Origin of the sequence: Pseudomonas sp. R11F (genome assembly GCF_050312575.1) — a bacterium.
Lineage (GTDB): Bacteria > Pseudomonadota > Gammaproteobacteria > Pseudomonadales > Pseudomonadaceae > Aquipseudomonas > Aquipseudomonas palleroniana.
Genome location: NZ_JBNPJU010000042.1, coordinates 1 through 16766, shown reverse-complemented (window position 1 = coordinate 16766; position 16766 = coordinate 1). Strand labels below are relative to the sequence as shown.

Sequence of the window (16766 nt, the reverse complement as noted above, 5' to 3'; positions counted from 1 at the left end):
GCAGCCGCCCCAAAACCAGGCGCCTGAGAACTAACTGGAAGAACGCGTTGGCCGGATTGGGGCGGCTGCGCCCCCCAGCGCGGGGCAAGCCCGCTCACTACAAACAGGGAACAACAGGTTGATCCTGGCAACCAATTTGGCCCTGATTTGCTGATCCTCGCGCAGGCCCATCATTGCAGCGACTCCAAAGGCTCCACCGCCTTGCGCTTGCCCACGCCATACCAATCCAGCTTGCGGGTCAGCACCATCACCGTCCCCAACAACCCGAACAGCAGCAGCGAGCCCATCAGCAACGCATAATCCTCGGCGCTCAACAGCCCGTACAACAAGCCGTACAAGGCTGCGAGCCCCGCCGAAAAACCCAGGCCGTGACTGACGCTGCGCAGCACATGACACACGTAGAAGCCGATCAGCAACACGCAGGCGCCGGCAGAGCACAGATAGGCCATGGCGAAGCCTATGTGCTCGGACAATGACAACAGCAGCAGGTAAAAGAACGCCAGCGCAAAGCCCACCAAGGCGTATTGAACCGGGTGCACCGCCAGGCTCTTGAGCACTTCGAACAGGAAGAACCCGGCAAACGTCAGCGCAATAAACAGCAGCGCATATTTGATCGCGCGATCGCTCTTGAGGTACTGGTCCACCGGGTCGATGAAGTTCACGCCAAAGCTGCGATTGTTGAAGTCGTTACAACCCCGCTCGTCCAGGCAGGTTTGCAGGGCTTGTTCCAGGTTGGTGGAGAAAAACGAGGTCTGCCAGTTGGCGGTGAACCCCGTGTCGGTGACCTCGCGCTGGGCCGGCAGGAAATTGCCGATAAAGCTCGGATGCGGCCAGTTGGAAGCCAGGGATACTTGGCTGGTCTTGCCCACCGGAACCACTTGCAGTTGCTCGGTGCCTTGCAGGCGCAGGTCAAAAGCGAAATCCACCACGCTGGTTTTTTTGCTGTCCAGCTCAGGCAGTGTCACGTGCACGCCCTCCCCCAACCAGTCCACTTGGGAGCCAGGCTCGAAGTCCAGGCGCTGGCCACCCAGCTCAAGCTTCAGCGCGTTTTCGATGCCGCGAATATCGCTGATACCGACCGCCAGAAACGCCGCTTCAAAGCGGTAATCGGCAAAGTCCTCGGTGATGCCCAGTTGTGCAGGCAGCTCGAAACGCCCATTGATACGACTGTCGGCATGGAACAGCCGCGCCTGATAGATGCCCCGTGCGCGCAGTTCGGTCTGTACCTTGCCGTCGAGTTCAAAACGGTCCGGCAGGAAATACAGACGACCGCGCTCTTCACGGACTTCCTCGTAGCGCTTGTTGAGCTTTTCATTGAGCTTCCACTCGCGCACGGTCTTGCGATAGGGCACCACCATCACCGGGCCCGTGAGGCGCTGGCTGTAGCTGGAGCTACGAGCAATGTCCATCAAGACGCCGTCGCGCAGCTGCTGGCGGTCGCTGATGATGCCGTTGATCATCAGCAGCGGAATCAGCAACAACACGATCAGCAGCGCAATCGCGCCCAGTTTGAAAAGCAGACTGCGGTTCATGGGTCTCTCCCTGTGTTTGATAGGCAGAGACTGCGCGGCGCGTGTGGGAGATTTATGTGGGCAGTGTGGAGACTGTGTGGAGATGCAGCACCACTTGCACCCCGCCAGGCACATTGCCGATCTGCAACGCACCGCCATGCAGCTTCATCACTTCTTCAACAAAGTTCAGACCCAGGCCGGTGCTTTTGCGCCCGCTGCCCGGGCGTGGCAGCGAGTAGAAGCGCTCACTCAAACGTGGCAGCGCATAGTCGGGAATCGGCGCCGCCTGGTTGAACAGGCTCACCTGCACGTCGTTGTGTCGCGTTTGAGCGCTGAACCGTAGAGCGCCACCGGGTGGCGTGAAGTCCAAGGCGTTATCCAGCAGATTGCCCAGGGCCTGGCGCAACAGGAAGGGCTCACCGAACACCTTCACATCCGTGGCAATCCCTTGTTCGACATGCAAGCCCGCACCTTCGATGCGCGCGCATTGTGCCTTGAGCACTTCGTCGACCATCGCCGCCAGCGCGATGCTTGCCTGCTCTTCCAGGCCCTGGCGTTGCTCGACTTGCGCAAGGTTCAGCAGGCGTTCGATCAGTTGCTGCAGGCGCGCACTTTCACTGTCGATATTGCCAACGAAGCGCTGCTGCTGCTCGCGGGTCATATCGCCCTGCAGCAACTCCGCCGCGCCACGAATCGCCGCCAAGGGGCTTTTCAATTCATGGGTCAGGGTGTGTACGTAATGTTCGACATAGGCCTTGCCTTCCAACTGCGTGCGCATGTGTTCCACCGCCGTGGACAACTGCTTGAGCTCGCCACCGCGGTAATGCGGCAGTTCGGCACGCCGCCCTTCGCTGACCGCCTCGGCGTAAGCGGTCAGTCGTCTTAACGCCGCGCTCACCCACCACGACAGCAATGCGCCCAACAGCAGGCCGAGGACCACCAGCCCGGCGCCGTACCACAGCAGGCGGCGTTCGGTGCGGTCGACATAGGGCTGCAGCGAGCTGTTAGGTTTGGCCACCGTGACCACGCCGATGATCTGGCCGTTGTCGCGGATCGGCGCGCCGACGTGCATCACCGAAGAGGCCGGATCGCCCGCATCGCTGCGGGTGGAACGGGCGCCATACTCACCGCGCAGGGTCAGGTACACGTCGTTCCATTGCGAATAATCCTGGCCCACCGCTTCGCCGCTGGAGTCGAGCAGCACGACGCCCTTGGCATCGGTCACGTAGATACGGTGGTTGACCTGATTCTTCGGCAGCCCCCAGATGGTCGCGCCTGGCTGGCGATTGCCGTAAGCCTTGAGCAGTTGCGGCCAATGGCTGTCGCCGAGCGTGCCGTTCTTCACGTCATCGCGCAGGATCTCGGCCAGCAGGTTGGCGGTGTCCACCAGGGTTTCTTCGGTGGACTGGCGCACGCCGGGGCGGATTTCCTTCATCACCGTGTTGAGCACGAAGTAGCCGGTCAGGCCGATGAACAACGCGTACACCAGGAAGATCCGCAGCCCCAGGCGCATCAGCTATGGCTCGGGCTATAGCTGTAGCCCAGGCCGCGATGGGTCTGGATCGGTTCGGCATCCGCCGCAATATTACGCAACTTGCTGCGCAGACTTTTGATATGGCTGTCGATATTGCGCTCGTAGCCGGCATCGGCGGGGACGCCCACCGCATCGAGCAACTGCTCGCGGCTGAAGACGCGTTCGGGTTGCTCCAGCAGGCTTTGCAAGAGGCGAAATTCGTGGCGCGTCAGGCTCAACGGCTGGCCGCGATACTGAATCTGCATACGCTCCAGGTCGATCTGGAATGACGTCGGCGCCACGCTGGGGCCGACCCGTTTGAGAATCGCCTTGACCCGCGCGGCCACTTCCCGAGGGCTGAACGGCTTGACCACATAATCGTCGGCGCCGATCTCCAGCCCCACTACCCGGTCGATTTCAGCATCCCGGGCACTGAGAAACATCACCGGCACTTCCGTGAAGCGGCGCAGTTGCTTGCAGGTTTCAAAGCCGCTGATGTCCGGCAGCCCGATGTCGAGGATGATCAAGTCCGCCGGGGTCTGGCGTTGATGAGCCAACGCCTCCTGGCCGAGGCTCAGCCAGGTAGTGCCGAACCCCTCGCCTTGCAAGGCGAATATCAGCGTATCGGCAATCGCCGCTTCGTCTTCGACAATCAGGATGTGGGGCATGGGCTCGATCAGCAGTCGGGTTTGTCGGCAGTGTAACGGCGCGCCGGGTTTACCGCTGCGCCGAATTCACGCAACGCCTTGGCGCCGATCAACAGCGGGTAGTTGAAGCTGCTGCGGTCGGTCAGGTTGACCTCGACCGTGCGCTTGACGTTGCCCAGGCACATTTCCAGGTCGATAACCGGGCGCTTGGCCACGGTGGCTTCGTCCTTGTCCTCGTCCTCATCGGCGCGGCTCTTGATCTTGCTGATGCGCGACACCTTGTGTTCATAGACCTTGTCGCTCGCATCCTTGCCACCGAGGCGGAAACGCACCCAGTCGTCGCCGTCGCGCTGGAAGGTCTCGATGTTGCGCGCCGACAGCGACGCGGTCAGTGCACCGGTGTCCATCTTGGCCTTGAAGGTTTGGCCGATCTCCGGCAACTGGATGTATTCGTAGCGACCGTAGAGGGTCGGTTCGGCGGCCATGACAGGCAAGGCGACCAGGGCAAGCGAGGCAAGGAGCAATTTCACGGAGTGATTTCCTCGAAAGAAGTAGGCGGATTCTAGACCGCAAAAGCGCTGCTTAGTTAGCTCGCTCAACCATACCCGGCACATTGTGAAACATTCGTCCGGCAATTTGCGATTTGGCCTCTAGACTCAGCTTGCTTATCATGGCCCGCCAAACCCTCCCAAGAGTTGCTTATGCGCCGCCTGCTCACCGGCTGTTTTGTCACATTGCTGCTACTGCTCAACACCCTGGTGCTGTTCGGGCCATTGATGGTGTTTGCCCTGCTCAAACTGGTGGCCCCCGGTCGCTTTCGCGACTACGCCTCATGGGCGGTGATGTGGATTGCCGAAACCTGGGCCGAGATCGACAAACTGATCTTTTCGCTGTGCATCCCGACCCAATGGGATATTCGCGGCGGCGCCGACCTGCGCGGTGACACTTCCTACCTGGTCATCAGCAATCACCAATCCTGGGTCGATATTCCGGCGTTGATCCAGACGTTGAACCGGCGCACGCCGTTCTTCAAATTCTTCCTTAAAAAAGAACTGATCTGGGTGCCCTTCCTGGGCCTGGCGTGGTGGGCGCTGGACTACCCGTTCATGAAACGCTACACCAAGGCGTTCCTGGCCAAGCATCCGGAACTGGCGGGGCAGGACTTGAAGATTACCCGGCAGGCTTGCGAACTGTTCAAGCGCCAACCGGTGACGGTGGTCAACTATCTGGAAGGTACGCGCTTCAGCGAGGCCAAACGCAAGCAGCAGGACTCACCATTCACCCGGTTGCTCAAGCCCAAGGCGGGCGGCGTGGCGTTTGTCTTGGCCGCCATGGGCGAACAGCTGGACGCGATCCTCGACGTGACCGTGGTTTATCCGCAGCAGAAGATTCCGGGCTTCTGGGACTTGATCAGCGGCTCGGTACCAAAGGTGATCATCGATATCCGCACGCGCGAACTGGACCCGGTGTTATGGCAGGGCGATTACGAGAACGATCCGGCTTTTCGCCAGACCGTCCAGAACTGGGTGAACCAGCTCTGGAGGGAGAAGGACCAGCGCATACAGCAACTGTTGTCAGATCAGGCAGCGCCTTAGCGCAGAAGCGACCTGATCTCCAGCATCGTCTGGCCAAGGGATGCAGGCTTTTCAGTCAGCTTGCTGGGATGAATAAACTCCGGGTTCAACGAAGCAATCACCTCTTCGTCCGACATAGGCTTGTAAATATCCACCTGTAACCTGCCGCCCCGCACGGCCTGTGCCAGCTCATCCGCTGAAGGAGTATCGCTCAAGCGCTGCCCCAGGGGCTGATGGTGCTTGCGAACCATGGTGTCTTGCTTGGCGACAGCATCCGCCTGAGCCTGTGTTCCCTGATAAGGCACGGATGCAAGTGCGGTGTCCCTGGCGATCAGTTGCAAGGCGTTATTGAGGCTCGATGCATGGGCAATGTTCATATGAGATGTTCTACCTGAATGAATTGAAGAATCCGCTCCGGGCCTTGCGGCGCCCCGGAACGGTCTCTCTGGGTGGTAAAACATCCCATACGGTTCAAAGAAAAATGTTGCACCACATTCTCAAAACACCTCGGATCTGATCGCGTCAGCCGCCCCAGACACTGCCCAGGCTTTGCAGCAAGGAACCGCCCACGCCTTGGTCGCCCAGGTATTTGAGGATCACCGGTGCAAACTGGCCGACCATCCCACTGTCCATGCCCAAGGCGCTGAACGCGGTGTTCAGGTCGTTGGTGTCTTTCACGTTACCCAGCAGACCGTCCAGGCCGCTGGTCTTGCTGCCGCCGCTCTGGCCGAGCATGCCGCTCAACGCGCCCAGGCTGCCCAGGGAGTTGGTGCCGGCCAGCTTATCCAGGCCGGGAACGCTCTTGCCCAGTTGCGAATAGTCAGTGCCGCTCAATTGGTTCTTGGCCAGGCCCAGCATGGCGCCGGTGCCACCAATCGCTTGTTCCGGGGTGACATTCAGTTGCGAGGTCAGCGCCTGCAGCAGGCCGGCGGTCTGGGAACTTGGCGCTGCGGCAGCCGCCTTGTTGTTGCCCTGGGCGCCGGAAACGGCATTGGCCACATCACCCAAGCTGAAGCCTGCGGCAAACACCGGGCTGGCGGCCACGGTCAACAGGCAGGACAGGGCAAAACCGCGTGAAATCTTCATCAAGACAACCTCAGAATGTAAGAGCTAAAAAGCAGGCGTTTGACTGACACTCCTGAAGGAATGTTCCCACCCTCAGATTAGTTCAGAAAATATTGCATCCGCAGTTGTGGAAAATTCCGACGAGGTGCGCCGCCCATATTGCTGGGTTCAGGAACCCATCGCCCTTGGCAAGGTCCATGAACTGACTACAAATTTTGTCAGGAACAGACTTATGACTGCGAACCAACCCCAAGTCATTGAGCACAAACCCTCATTCTGGAGCGGCCCTCGCCTGTTCATCGGCGCCTGCGCAGTGGTGGTTGCCGGTATCGGCGGCGCCCTTTATACCCAGGACAGCGTCAAATCCGCTGCCACCCTGGTCACCACCGAACAACAACCGGCCGCGCAGATCATGGCGCACAAGGATTACCTGGAAGTGCAGCCGATCGCTGCGACTGCCCCTGCGCCGGACCACAGCCTGGAGCTGTGGGCGATCCCCGAAGGCGGCACACCGGTTTCACTGGGCCTGTTGCCGGAAGACGGCAAAGGCATTATCGGACTCAACCCTCGCCAACAGGAATCCATCCGCAAGCCGGTGGAATTGATGGTGAGCGCAGAAACCAAAGGTGGCTCGCTCAGCAAGCAGCCGACGGGGCCGACGGTGTACCAGGGGGCGCTGGCGGCTCGATAACGCCATTGTTCAAGCAAACGCATAAGGGCGGTCTTCGGACCGCCCTTATGCGTTTCAGGTAACCTCCAGTAGCAGCTTGCGAAGGAACGAAAGCCCATAGACTCCCACTCAGGTTGGCCTCCCGCGTACCGACAACCCGCGAGGTTTACCCGTTAACAAGGAGTTAGAACTATGGTAATCGGCCTACTGCTTTATGCTGCGCGCACTCATCTGCTACCGCCCCCGCCTCCCGGCATCGACCAATGCCCTGCCACAAAAACTATCCACTCAACGGCCTACACGGATCCTGGCCTGCCACCGCCTTACGGCGAGGGTTATCAATACACGGCCACTGTCAACGGCAGGACATGGACAGGGCAAACGGCGGGAACCGACGATGATTACCTGGCCGCTGAATACGCGCTGCGGCCCGAAGCCATCCATCAACGCAACGGCACGCTGCTGTGTGATTACGGTGGCAATCGCGTGGTCAAAAACGGGGAAGTGGCCGCCCCCTACCTGAGGCTGTCGACACTTAAATGATCAAAAAAAATGGCGACCTGTGAAGGTCGCCATTTTTTTCACTGCGCTTTATGCCGCACTGAACAGTTTGTGCGGGTCAATCACAAATTTCTTCGGCACGCCCGCATCGAACTCGCCATACCCACGCGGCGCGTCATCCAGGCTGATCACCTGCACGCCGACGATTTCGGCAATGTTGATACGGTCCCACATGATCGCCTGCATCAGTTGGCGGTTGTACTTCATCACGGGCGTTTGCCCAGTGTGGAAGCTGTGGGATTTGGCCCAGCCCAGGCCAAAGCGAATGCTCAGGCTGCCCATTTTCGCAGCGGCATCCACCGCACCTGGATCTTCGGTGACGTACAGGCCCGGAATCCCGATCTTGCCCGCCACCCGCACGACACCCATCAACGAGTTGAGCACGGTGGCCGGGGCTTCGGCTTTCACGCCTTCGTGGCCGTGGCCACGGGCTTCGAAACCTACGGCATCGACGGCGCAGTCAACTTCGGGCTCGCCCAACAGTGCGGCGATTTGCTCGTGCAGAGGCGTGTCTTTGGACAGGTCGGCAATTTCGAACCCCTGGGCCTTGGCGTGAGCCAGGCGGATCGGGTTGACGTCGCCGATGATCACCACCGCCGCGCCCAGCAGGCGGGCGGAAGCGGCAGCGGCCAGACCGACTGGGCCGGCACCCGCGATGTATACGGTGCTGCCCGGTCCAACGCCCGCCGTGACGGCACCGTGGTAGCCGGTCGGCAGAATGTCGGAGAGGCAAGTCAGGTCGCGGATTTTCTCCATGGCCTTGTCACGGTCCGGCAGTTTCAGCAGGTTGAAATCGGCATACGGCACCAGCACGTATTCGGCCTGGCCGCCGGTCCAGTCGCCCATGTCGACATAACCGTAGGCGCCACCGGCACGCGCCGGGTTGACGGTCAGACACACGCCGGTGTGCTGCTCTTTGCAGGAACGGCAGCGGCCGCAGGCAACGTTGAAGGGGACGGAAACCAGGTCGCCGATTTTCAGGTTTTCGACGTCGTTGCCCTTCTCGATCACTTCGCCGGTGATCTCGTGACCGAGCACCAGGCCGGTCTGGGCAGTGGTACGGCCACGCACCATGTGTTGGTCGGAGCCGCAGATATTGGTGGAAACCACGCGCAGGATGACGCCGTGCTCAATCTTCCTGCCACGGGGGTCCTGCATTTTGGGATAGTCGATTTTCTGTACTTCGACCTTGCCGTTGCCGAGATACACGACACCACGATTACCAGACATGCTTTCACCTCGCTGTTGTTTTTATGGAACCACGTTGCCCAGGCAGGCAGCGCGTTAAGTGCTCGGGTACAGATGCTGTTTTTGCGTTGTTAGTGAGGGCCTCATCGGGGGCAAGCCCCCTCCCACATTTGAAGGCATTCACAATTCCAGGGTGGGAGGGGGCTTGCTCCCGATAGCCTCAGTCAGAGCACCACCGTTCTATTGGCGTTCAAAAACACCCGCCGCTCAATGTGATACCCCACCGCACGGGCGAGGGTCAGCCCTTCGATATCCCGCCCTTTGGCAATCAAGTCCTCGGGATAATGGCTGTGATCCACCACCTCCACGCCCTGGGCGATGATCGGCCCTTCATCCAGATCGTTGTTGATGTAATGCGCCGTAGCCCCCACCAGCTTCACGCCCTTGTTGTACGCCTGGTGATACGGCTTGGCGCCCTTGAACCCGGGTAGCAACGAGTGGTGGATGTTGATGGCCTTACCGTCCAGCTTGCGGCACAACTCCGGCGACAGCACTTGCATGTAGCGCGCAAGGATCACCAGTTCAGCGCCGGTGTCTTCCACCACTTGCCACACCTGACGCTCCTGGGACGGCTTGTCATTGGGGTCGAGGGGGAAATGGTAGTAGGGAATCTGGTGCCAGTCGGCCAGGGGTTTCAAATCGGGATGGTTGGACACCACCGCCACCACGTCCATCGACAGCTGGCCGATACGCTGGCGATACAACAGGTCGTTGAGGCAGTGATCGGCCTTGGACACCATGATCACCACTTTGGGCCGATAGTTCGGCGCCGTCAGCTCGAAGATCATGCCGAAGGCTTCACCGCGTGTGGCCAGGCCATCGCGGAAGGCCTGTTCGTCAAAACCGTCGGGCTGACGGAATTCCACGCGTATGAAGAACCGGCCCGAGAGCCGGTCATCGAACGAGTGGTGCTCGGTAACGTAACAGCCCTGTTCGAACAGGTAGCGGGTGACCGCGTCCACCGTGCCGAGCACGCTGGGGCAGTCGGCGGTCAAAATCCATGTATCGGGTGCGCGGCTCATAACAGGTAACTCCTTGATCGTTCCCACACTCTGCGTGGGAATGCCGCCATGGACGCTCGGCGTCCGCTCTTGGGGACGCAGAGCATCCCGGGATGCATTCCCACGCGGAGCGTGGGAACGATCATCATGCAACTACGCTGAGGCCGAATTCGGCCGAGGCATCCTGCAACCACAACCACCAGTAATCCGAGAAGCTGCGACGAATCACCAGTTCCCAGGTGTCTTCAGCGGTGTGGCGGATCACCAGTTGCGACTTGGCGAACACCGTGCCCACGGCCTTGCCCACCGGGAAGTTGTTGGGGTGCACGTCATAGCTGGTGGACTTCATCAACACATCACGCACATTCGGGCCGCTGAGCTCGAGGATCTGCTGGCCGCCACTGACGTTGACGACCTGGATATGCAGGTCACCCAGGGCGGCGCGCAGGTTCTGCTCGGCGGCGAACTCTTCACCGCTGGGCACCACTAGCAACCATTCATCCGGGCCGAGCCATTGCAGGCTGGTTTCGCCCTTGACGATGACTTGCAGGGCACCGGGCAACTCGATGCCAAGCGCCTTGTGCACGCCGGCGGCGAAGGCGGCGTCATGCCCATCGCCACGAAGGGTCAGGTGGCCCAGGAGTTTTTTCTCGCGGACGGTAACGCCTGCGTTTTTACGGCCCTTGCCCACCAGGCTGGCGAGGTCGGCATGGTGCAGCGACGACTCGGCCTTGGCGCCGTTAGTGGGGCGTTGTTGGTAAACATTGGCTGCTGTCATATAGCACCTGTTCTGAATTGATCGTTCCCATGCTCTGCGTGGGAATGCCGCCATGGACGCTCGGCGTCCGCTCTTGGGACGCCGAGCGTCCCGGGATGCATTCCCACGCAGCGCGTGGGAACGATCAGGTGTCAAATGTTCTGGCGATCGCCTTTCGGGTCAAAGAACACCGAAGACACAATCTCCGCTTCGATCACGCTGCCATCGGCCTGCGGTGAGAACACCCGCTCGCCGATACGCTTCAAGCCGCCCTTGACCACCGCCATCGCGAACGAATAACCGAGGGAGTTGTGGGCATAGCTAGAGGTCACGTGACCGACCATCTTCATCGGGATCGACTGCTTCGGATCGAACACCAACTGCGCGCCTTCCGGCAGCCACACTTTTGGATCGACCGGCTTCAAGCCCACCAGTTGCTTGCGTTCTTCACGCACGCAGTCTTCACGGTTCATGCCGCGCCAGCCGATCCACGAGAACGGCTTGGTACGCCCGACACACCAGCCCATGTTCAGGTCGTCAGGGGTCATCGAGCCATCGGTGTCCTGGCCGACGATGATGAAGCCCTTCTCGGCCCGCAGGACGTGCATGGTCTCGGTGCCGTACGGGGTCAGGTTGTACTTTTTGCCGACCTCGACGATTTTTTCCAGCACGCCCATCGCGTAGTCGGCCTGTACGTTGACTTCGTACGACAGCTCGCCGGTAAACGAGATGCGGAACACCCGCGCCGGCACCCCACCCACCAGACCTTCTTTCCAGGTCATGAACGGGAAGCCGTCCTTGTCCAGGTCGATGTCGGTGACTTCGGCCAGCAGCTTGCGGCTGTTGGGGCCGGACAGGGTCATGGTCGCCCAGTGGTCGGTGACCGAGGTGAAGTACACCTTGAGGTCCGGCCATTCGGTCTGTTGGTAGATTTCCAGCCACTGGAGAACGCGCGCGGCGCCGCCGGTGGTGGTGGTCATCAGGAAGTGGTTGTCGGCCAGACAGGCGGTAACACCGTCGTCGAAGACCATACCGTCTTCCTTGCACATCAGGCCGTAGCGCGCCTTGCCCACGTCGAGCTTGGTCCAGGCGTTGCTGTAGATGCGGTTGAGGAACTCGCGGGCATCCGGGCCTTGAATGTCGATCTTGCCGAGGGTGGAGGCATCCAGCAGGCCGACGCTGTCGCGCACGGCCAGGCATTCGCGTTTCACCGCAGCGTGCAGGTCTTCGCCATTGCGTGGGAAGTACCACGGGCGTTTCCATTGGCCGACGTCTTCAAACTCAGCGCCGTTCTTGACGTGCCAGGCGTGCAGCGCGGTGTAGCGAACCGGTTCGAAGATGTGCCCACAGTGACGGCCCGCCACTGCGCCGAATGTCACCGGCGTGTAGTTGGGACGGAACATGGTGGTGCCCATCTGCGGGATGGTCACGTTCAGGGAGCGCGCCGCAATCGCCAGGCCGTTGACGTTACCCAGCTTGCCCTGGTCGGTGCCGAAGCCCAGCGCGGTGTAGCGTTTGACGTGCTCGACCGACTCGAAACCTTCGCGGGTTGCCAGTTCGATGGCGGCGGCGGTCACGTCGTTCTGCAGGTCGACAAATTGCTTGGGCGCCCGTGCGGTGGCTTTTTCGTGAGGCACCTGGAACAGCGCCAGGGTCGGCTCTTCCAGACGGCTCAAAGCCTTGGGCAGCGTACCTTCCACGGGTGCAAACCCGGCTTCGCTGGCGGCGCGCACGCCCCCTTCAAAACCATCGGCCAGGGAATCGCCAAGGCTGTAGACGCCGTTGATGCCGCCGACACACACCCGTTTCTGCGGGGCTTCGCCCGGTACAAAACCGAGGATGTCTTCACGCCAGGTCGGCTTGCCGCCCAAGTGCGAGGCCAAGTGAACCACTGGGCTGTAGCCACCGGAGCTGGCGACCAGGTCGCAGTCCAGCCACTCGCCGGGGCTGGTGACTTTATGCGCCTTGACGTCGATGGCCGCCACACGTGCGCCGGTCACATGCTTGCTGCCACGCGCTTCAATCACGGCGCTGCCGGTGAGAATGCGGATGCCTTTGGCGCGGGCCTCTTCAACCAGGGCGCCGCGTGGGTTGTGGCGTGCATCGGCCACGGCCACCACTTGCAGGCCTGCGTCGAACCAGTCCAGCGCCACGCGGTAGGCGTGGTCGTTGTTGGTCGACAGCACCAGTTTTTTGCCCGGTGCCACGCCGTAGCGGCGCACATAGGTGGAGACCGCACCGGCGAGCATGTTGCCCGGCACGTCGTTGTTGCCGTACACCAGCGGGCGCTCGCAGGCACCGGTCGCGAGGACGACACGCTTGGCCCGTACCCGATGGATACGCTGACGCACCACCCCCACCGGCGCACGGTCACCGAGGTGGTCGGTGAGGCGTTCGTGAATGGTCAGGAAGTTATGGTCGTGGTAGCCGTTGACGGTGGCGCGAGGCAGCAGCACCACGTCCGGCAGGGCTTTCAATTCGGCGATCACACTGGCGACCCATTCCATGGCCGGCTTGCCGTCGAGGCTTTCGCGGGAGTCGAGCAGCGACCCGCCGAACTCTTCCTGCTCATCGGCAATGATCACCCGCGCCCCGCTGCGTGCGGCAGCCAGTGCAGCGGCCAGGCCGGCAGGGCCTGCGCCCACTACCAGCACGTCGCAGTGACGGTTCATGTTGTCGTAGGTGTCCGGGTCGTTCTCGGTCGGCGAGCGACCCAGGCCGGCAGCCTTGCGGATGTACTTCTCGTAAGTCATCCAGAACGATTGCGGGTACATGAAGGTTTTGTAGTAGAAACCCGGCGGCATCAGCTTGCCGCCGACCTTGCCGAGGATGCCCATCATGTCGTTGTTCACGCTCGGCCAACCGTTGGTGCTGGTGGCGACGAGGCCCTGGTACAGCGCCTGTTGCGTGGCGCGCACGTTGGGAATCTGGGTGGCTTCGGTGGCACCGATCTGCAGCACCGCGTTCGGCTCTTCGGCGCCGGCGGCGAAGATGCCGCGTGGACGCGAATATTTGAAACTGCGGCCGATGATGTCGACGCCATTGGCCAGCAGTGCAGCGGCCAGAGTGTCACCTTCGAAGCCCTTGTAGCTCTGGCCGTTGAAGGTAAACGTCAGGACTTTATTACGGTCGATGCGGCCACCGTTGGACAGGCGATTGGTCTGGCTCATACCTTCTCTCCAGAGGCCTTGGCGGTGAATTGTGGCTTCTCACCGATCTTGTAGGTTTCAAGAATTTCGTAAGTCACGGTATCGCGGGTGGCGTTGAAATACTGGCGGCAACCGGCGGCGTGAATCCACAGCTCATGGTGCAGGCCGCGCGGGTTGTCGCGGAAGAACATGTAGTCGCCCCACTCTTCATCGGTGCAGGCATTCGGGTCCAGCGGGCGCGGGATGTGCGCTTGGCCGGAGGCATGGAATTCCTCTTCGGAGCGCAGTTCGCCACAGTGAGGACAGAAGATATGCAACATAGGATTTTTCTCCTGTTAGTGGGCGACGGCCGCAGCGCCGTGTTCGTCGATCAACGCACCGTTGTGGAAACGGTCGATGGAGAATGGCGCGGCCAGCGGGTGCATTTCACCCTTGGCCAGGCTTGCGGCGAACACGTTGCCTGAGCCTGGGGTGGCCTTGAAGCCGCCGGTGCCCCAGCCGCAGTTGAAGAACATGTTCGGTACCGGGGTTTTCGAAATGATCGGGCACGCGTCCGGCGTGGTGTCGACGATGCCGCCCCACTGACGGTTCATGCGCACGCGCGACAGCACCGGGAACATCTCGACGATGGCCTGGATGGTGTGTTCGATCACCGGGTACGAACCGCGCTGGCCGTAGCCGTTGTAGCCGTCGATGCCGGCGCCGATCACCAGGTCGCCCTTGTCGGACTGGCTGATGTAACCGTGCACGGCGTTGGACATGATCACGCTGTCGATAATCGGCTTGATCGGCTCCGACACCAGTGCCTGCAGCGGGTGGGATTCGATCGGCAGGCGGAAACCGGCGAGCGACGCCATGTGCCCGGAGTTACCGGCGGTGACCACACCGACGCGCTTGGCGCCGATGAAGCCCTTGTTGGTTTCCACGCCGATGCACACACCGTTTTCCTTGCGGAAACCGATGACTTCGGTCTGCTGGATCAAGTCCACGCCGAGTGCGTCAGCCGCACGGGCAAAACCCCAGGCCACGGCATCGTGACGGGCCACGCCGCCACGCCGTTGCACGGTGGCGCCGAGTACCGGGTAACGAGTGTTTTTCGAGCAGTCGAGGTACGGGATCTCGTCGGCCACTTGCTTGGCGTTGAGCAGTTCGCCGTCTACGCCGTTAAGGCGGTTGGCGCTCACACGACGTTCGGAATCACGGATGTCCTGCAGGGTATGGCACAGGTTGTACACGCCGCGCTGGGAGAACATCACGTTGTAGTTCAGGTCCTGGGACAAACCTTCCCACAGCTTCATCGCGTGTTCGTACAGGTGCGCCGACTCGTCCCACAGGTAGTTGGAACGCACGATGGTGGTGTTGCGCGCGGTGTTGCCGCCGCCCAACCAACCTTTCTCGACCACGGCCACATTGGTGATGCCGTGTTCCTTGGCCAGGTAGTAGGCGGTCGCCAGACCATGCCCGCCACCGCCGACGATGACCACGTCGTAGACCTTTTTCGGGGTCGGCGTGCGCCACATCTTCTGCCAGTTTTCGTGGTGGCTGAGGGAGTGCTTGAAGAGGCCGAAGCCCGAGTAGCGTTGCATAGTCATTACTCCAAAACCGCGCTCAGCGATAAACCGGGAAATCAGCGCACAGGGCAGACACGTGCTTGGCCACGTTGGCCTCGACGTCGGCGTCGCCGAGGTTGTCGAGGATGTCGCAGATCCAGCCGGCCAGTTCGATGCACTGCGGCACTTTGAAACCACGCGTGGTCACCGCCGGGGTGCCGATGCGCAGGCCCGAGGTCACGAAGGGCGACTGCGGGTCGTTCGGCACGGCGTTCTTGTTGACGGTGATGTGGGCGCGGCCCAGGGCGGCGTCCGCCTCTTTGCCGGTGAGGCCCTGACGGATCAGGCTGACCAGGAACAGGTGGTTATCGGTACCGCCGGACACTACATCGTAGCCGCGTTTGATAAACACGCTGGCCATGGCCTGTGCGTTGTCGATCACTTGTTGCTGATAAGCCTTGAAACCAGGTTCCAGCGCTTCCTTGAAGCACACTGCCTTGCCGGCGATGACGTGCATCAGCGGGCCGCCCTGGGCGCCGGGGAATACGGCAGCGTTGAGTTTCTTTTCGATTTCTTCGTTGGACTTGGCCAGGATCAGACCGCCCCGTGGACCGCGCAGGGTCTTGTGGGTGGTGGTGGTCACCACGTCAGCGTACGGCAGCGGGTTGGGGTACAGGCCGGCGGCAACCAGGCCAGCAACGTGAGCCATGTCGACGAACAGCAGCGCGCCGACCTTGTCGGCGATCTGACGAAAACGTGGGAAATCCAGAGTCTTGGAGTAGGCGGAAAAGCCTGCAACGATCATCTTCGGCTTGTGCTCAACCGCCAGACGCTCGACTTCGTCGTAGTCGATCAGGCCGGTGTCAGTGTTGATGCCGTATTGCACCGCGTTGTACAGCTTGCCCGAGGACGACACCTTGGCACCGTGGGTCAGGTGACCGCCGTGGGCCAGGCTCATGCCCAAAATGGTATCGCCCGCTTGCAGCAGGGCCAGGTACACCGCGCTGTTGGCGGACGAACCGGAGTGCGGCTGTACGTTGGCGTAATCGGCACCGAACAGTTGCTTGGCGCGCTCGATGGCCAGGGCTTCCACCTTGTCCACATGCTCGCAGCCGCCGTAGTAGCGCTTGCCCGGGTAGCCTTCGGCGTATTTGTTGGTCAAGCCACTGCCCTGGGCTTGCATCACGCGTTTGCTGGTGTAGTTCTCTGACGCGATCAGCTCGATATGATCTTCCTGGCGCTGCTCCTCGGCATTCATGGCCGCCAGCAGTGCGTCGTCATATCCCTGGATCTGGTCTTGTTTGCTGAACATCGCGTCTCTCCCAGCCTTTCGTATTGGTGAGGCCCATACAGGCCCTTTGATGCGATGGTAGGGCTGGCGCAGACAGGTCAAATGCCTACGCACGCCACGCAAAGGTGCGTTTACGACATGGCCCGAACAACACAGAACAAATGTGGGAGGGGGCTTGCTCCCGATAGCGGTGGGCCAGCTTTCAAATGCAGTGGCTGACACACCGCTA

At 61.1% G+C, this 16766-nt stretch carries 16 protein-coding genes; 3 read left to right on the top strand and 13 right to left on the bottom strand.

Annotation, left to right across the window (positions count from 1 at the left end; genetic code table 11):
• Positions 1–170: 170 nt before the first annotated feature.
• The 4 genes from creD to ACQRBV_RS11620 are packed head-to-tail and all read right to left on the bottom strand — an operon-like array spanning position 171 to position 4201.
• A complete protein-coding gene (gene creD / locus ACQRBV_RS11635) occupies positions 171–1532 on the bottom strand; it encodes a cell envelope integrity protein CreD (RefSeq protein WP_198762660.1) in 1362 nt (453 codons plus the stop codon).
• A gap of 52 nt (positions 1533–1584) precedes the next feature.
• Positions 1585–3024, bottom strand: coding sequence for a two-component system sensor histidine kinase CreC (creC, locus tag ACQRBV_RS11630; RefSeq protein ID WP_244384955.1), 1440 nt, complete (start codon positions 3022–3024; stop codon positions 1585–1587).
• Positions 3024–3692 (bottom strand): two-component system response regulator CreB, encoded by a 669-nt coding sequence (creB, locus tag ACQRBV_RS11625; RefSeq protein ID WP_060753352.1) that lies wholly within the window; start codon positions 3690–3692, stop codon positions 3024–3026. The genes creC and creB overlap by 1 nt, the downstream gene beginning before the upstream one ends.
• An 8-nt stretch (positions 3693–3700) precedes the next feature.
• Positions 3701–4201: an ATP-dependent zinc protease family protein gene (locus ACQRBV_RS11620; protein WP_060753353.1), complete on the bottom strand. Its 501-nt coding sequence runs from the start codon at positions 4199–4201 to the stop codon at positions 3701–3703.
• 171 nt (positions 4202–4372) lie between these two features.
• Between ACQRBV_RS11620 and ACQRBV_RS11615 the strand changes: the two genes are divergently transcribed.
• Positions 4373–5266, top strand: coding sequence for an acyltransferase (locus ACQRBV_RS11615; protein WP_161548695.1), 894 nt, complete (start codon positions 4373–4375; stop codon positions 5264–5266).
• Here ACQRBV_RS11615 and ACQRBV_RS11610 read toward each other — a convergent pair.
• Both ACQRBV_RS11610 and ACQRBV_RS11605 read right to left on the bottom strand, forming a co-directional pair.
• Positions 5263–5622, bottom strand: coding sequence for a hypothetical protein (locus tag ACQRBV_RS11610; RefSeq protein WP_411985355.1), 360 nt, complete (start codon positions 5620–5622; stop codon positions 5263–5265). The genes ACQRBV_RS11615 and ACQRBV_RS11610 overlap by 4 nt on opposite strands.
• Before the next feature lie 145 nt (positions 5623–5767).
• On the bottom strand, positions 5768–6331 hold the full coding sequence (locus ACQRBV_RS11605) for a DUF2780 domain-containing protein (protein ID WP_060753356.1): 564 nt from the start codon (positions 6329–6331) through the stop codon (positions 5768–5770).
• A 211-nt stretch (positions 6332–6542) separates the two neighbouring features.
• On the opposite strand from ACQRBV_RS11605, the gene ACQRBV_RS11600 reads away from it, so the two are divergent.
• Both ACQRBV_RS11600 and ACQRBV_RS11595 read left to right on the top strand, forming a co-directional pair.
• Positions 6543–7001, top strand: a complete 459-nt coding sequence (locus ACQRBV_RS11600) for an anti-sigma factor domain-containing protein (protein ID WP_104994875.1) — start codon at positions 6543–6545, stop codon at positions 6999–7001.
• A gap of 171 nt (positions 7002–7172) precedes the next feature.
• A complete protein-coding gene (locus tag ACQRBV_RS11595; protein ID WP_411985354.1) occupies positions 7173–7523 on the top strand; it encodes a hypothetical protein in 351 nt (116 codons plus the stop codon).
• Positions 7524–7571: 48 nt separating this feature from the next.
• Here the strand turns inward: ACQRBV_RS11595 and fdhA are convergent, their stop codons facing one another.
• From fdhA to glyA, 7 genes are all read right to left on the bottom strand, one after another.
• The gene (gene fdhA, locus ACQRBV_RS11590) at positions 7572–8771 is read right to left on the bottom strand and encodes a formaldehyde dehydrogenase, glutathione-independent (protein ID WP_060753358.1); all 1200 of its coding nucleotides are present in this window, start codon (positions 8769–8771) and stop codon (positions 7572–7574) included.
• Positions 8772–8953: 182 nt separating this feature from the next.
• Positions 8954–9811: a formyltetrahydrofolate deformylase gene (gene purU, locus ACQRBV_RS11585; protein WP_005792124.1), complete on the bottom strand. Its 858-nt coding sequence runs from the start codon at positions 9809–9811 to the stop codon at positions 8954–8956.
• A 124-nt stretch (positions 9812–9935) separates the two neighbouring features.
• On the bottom strand, positions 9936–10568 hold the full coding sequence (locus ACQRBV_RS11580; protein ID WP_090368355.1) for a sarcosine oxidase subunit gamma: 633 nt from the start codon (positions 10566–10568) through the stop codon (positions 9936–9938).
• A gap of 131 nt (positions 10569–10699) precedes the next feature.
• Entirely contained in the window at positions 10700–13717 is a 3018-nt protein-coding gene (locus ACQRBV_RS11575) for a sarcosine oxidase subunit alpha (RefSeq protein ID WP_411985353.1), read from the bottom strand.
• Complete coding sequence (locus ACQRBV_RS11570; RefSeq protein ID WP_027605979.1) at positions 13714–14016, bottom strand: sarcosine oxidase subunit delta; 303 nt, start codon at positions 14014–14016, stop codon at positions 13714–13716. The genes ACQRBV_RS11575 and ACQRBV_RS11570 overlap by 4 nt, the downstream gene beginning before the upstream one ends.
• Positions 14017–14031: 15 nt before the next feature.
• Positions 14032–15282 (bottom strand): sarcosine oxidase subunit beta, encoded by a 1251-nt coding sequence (locus tag ACQRBV_RS11565; protein ID WP_010207084.1) that lies wholly within the window; start codon positions 15280–15282, stop codon positions 14032–14034.
• A gap of 22 nt (positions 15283–15304) precedes the next feature.
• Positions 15305–16558, bottom strand: a complete 1254-nt coding sequence (gene glyA, locus ACQRBV_RS11560) for a serine hydroxymethyltransferase (RefSeq protein ID WP_060753361.1) — start codon at positions 16556–16558, stop codon at positions 15305–15307.
• Positions 16559–16766: the final 208 nt, after the last annotated feature.

What these genes read in the sequence shown, in the direction of transcription:
- ACQRBV_RS11565 (WP_010207084.1), bottom strand. Translation starts at nt 15,282, where the DNA reads ATGCAACGCTACTCGGGCTTCGGCCTCTTCAAGCACTCCCTCAGCCAC.
- glyA (WP_060753361.1), bottom strand. Translation starts at nt 16,558, where the DNA reads ATGTTCAGCAAACAAGACCAGATCCAGGGATATGACGACGCACTGCTG.
- ACQRBV_RS11600 (WP_104994875.1), top strand. Translation starts at nt 6,543, where the DNA reads ATGACTGCGAACCAACCCCAAGTCATTGAGCACAAACCCTCATTCTGG.
- purU (WP_005792124.1), bottom strand. Translation starts at nt 9,811, where the DNA reads ATGAGCCGCGCACCCGATACATGGATTTTGACCGCCGACTGCCCCAGC.
- creC (WP_244384955.1), bottom strand. Translation starts at nt 3,024, where the DNA reads ATGCGCCTGGGGCTGCGGATCTTCCTGGTGTACGCGTTGTTCATCGGC.
- ACQRBV_RS11575 (WP_411985353.1), bottom strand. Translation starts at nt 13,717, where the DNA reads ATGAGCCAGACCAATCGCCTGTCCAACGGTGGCCGCATCGACCGTAAT.
- ACQRBV_RS11605 (WP_060753356.1), bottom strand. Translation starts at nt 6,331, where the DNA reads ATGAAGATTTCACGCGGTTTTGCCCTGTCCTGCCTGTTGACCGTGGCC.
- ACQRBV_RS11595 (WP_411985354.1), top strand. Translation starts at nt 7,173, where the DNA reads ATGGTAATCGGCCTACTGCTTTATGCTGCGCGCACTCATCTGCTACCG.
- ACQRBV_RS11570 (WP_027605979.1), bottom strand. Translation starts at nt 14,016, where the DNA reads ATGTTGCATATCTTCTGTCCTCACTGTGGCGAACTGCGCTCCGAAGAG.
- fdhA (WP_060753358.1), bottom strand. Translation starts at nt 8,771, where the DNA reads ATGTCTGGTAATCGTGGTGTCGTGTATCTCGGCAACGGCAAGGTCGAA.
- ACQRBV_RS11615 (WP_161548695.1), top strand. Translation starts at nt 4,373, where the DNA reads ATGCGCCGCCTGCTCACCGGCTGTTTTGTCACATTGCTGCTACTGCTC.
- creD (WP_198762660.1), bottom strand. Translation starts at nt 1,532, where the DNA reads ATGAACCGCAGTCTGCTTTTCAAACTGGGCGCGATTGCGCTGCTGATC.
- ACQRBV_RS11610 (WP_411985355.1), bottom strand. Translation starts at nt 5,622, where the DNA reads ATGAACATTGCCCATGCATCGAGCCTCAATAACGCCTTGCAACTGATC.
- creB (WP_060753352.1), bottom strand. Translation starts at nt 3,692, where the DNA reads ATGCCCCACATCCTGATTGTCGAAGACGAAGCGGCGATTGCCGATACG.
- ACQRBV_RS11580 (WP_090368355.1), bottom strand. Translation starts at nt 10,568, where the DNA reads ATGACAGCAGCCAATGTTTACCAACAACGCCCCACTAACGGCGCCAAG.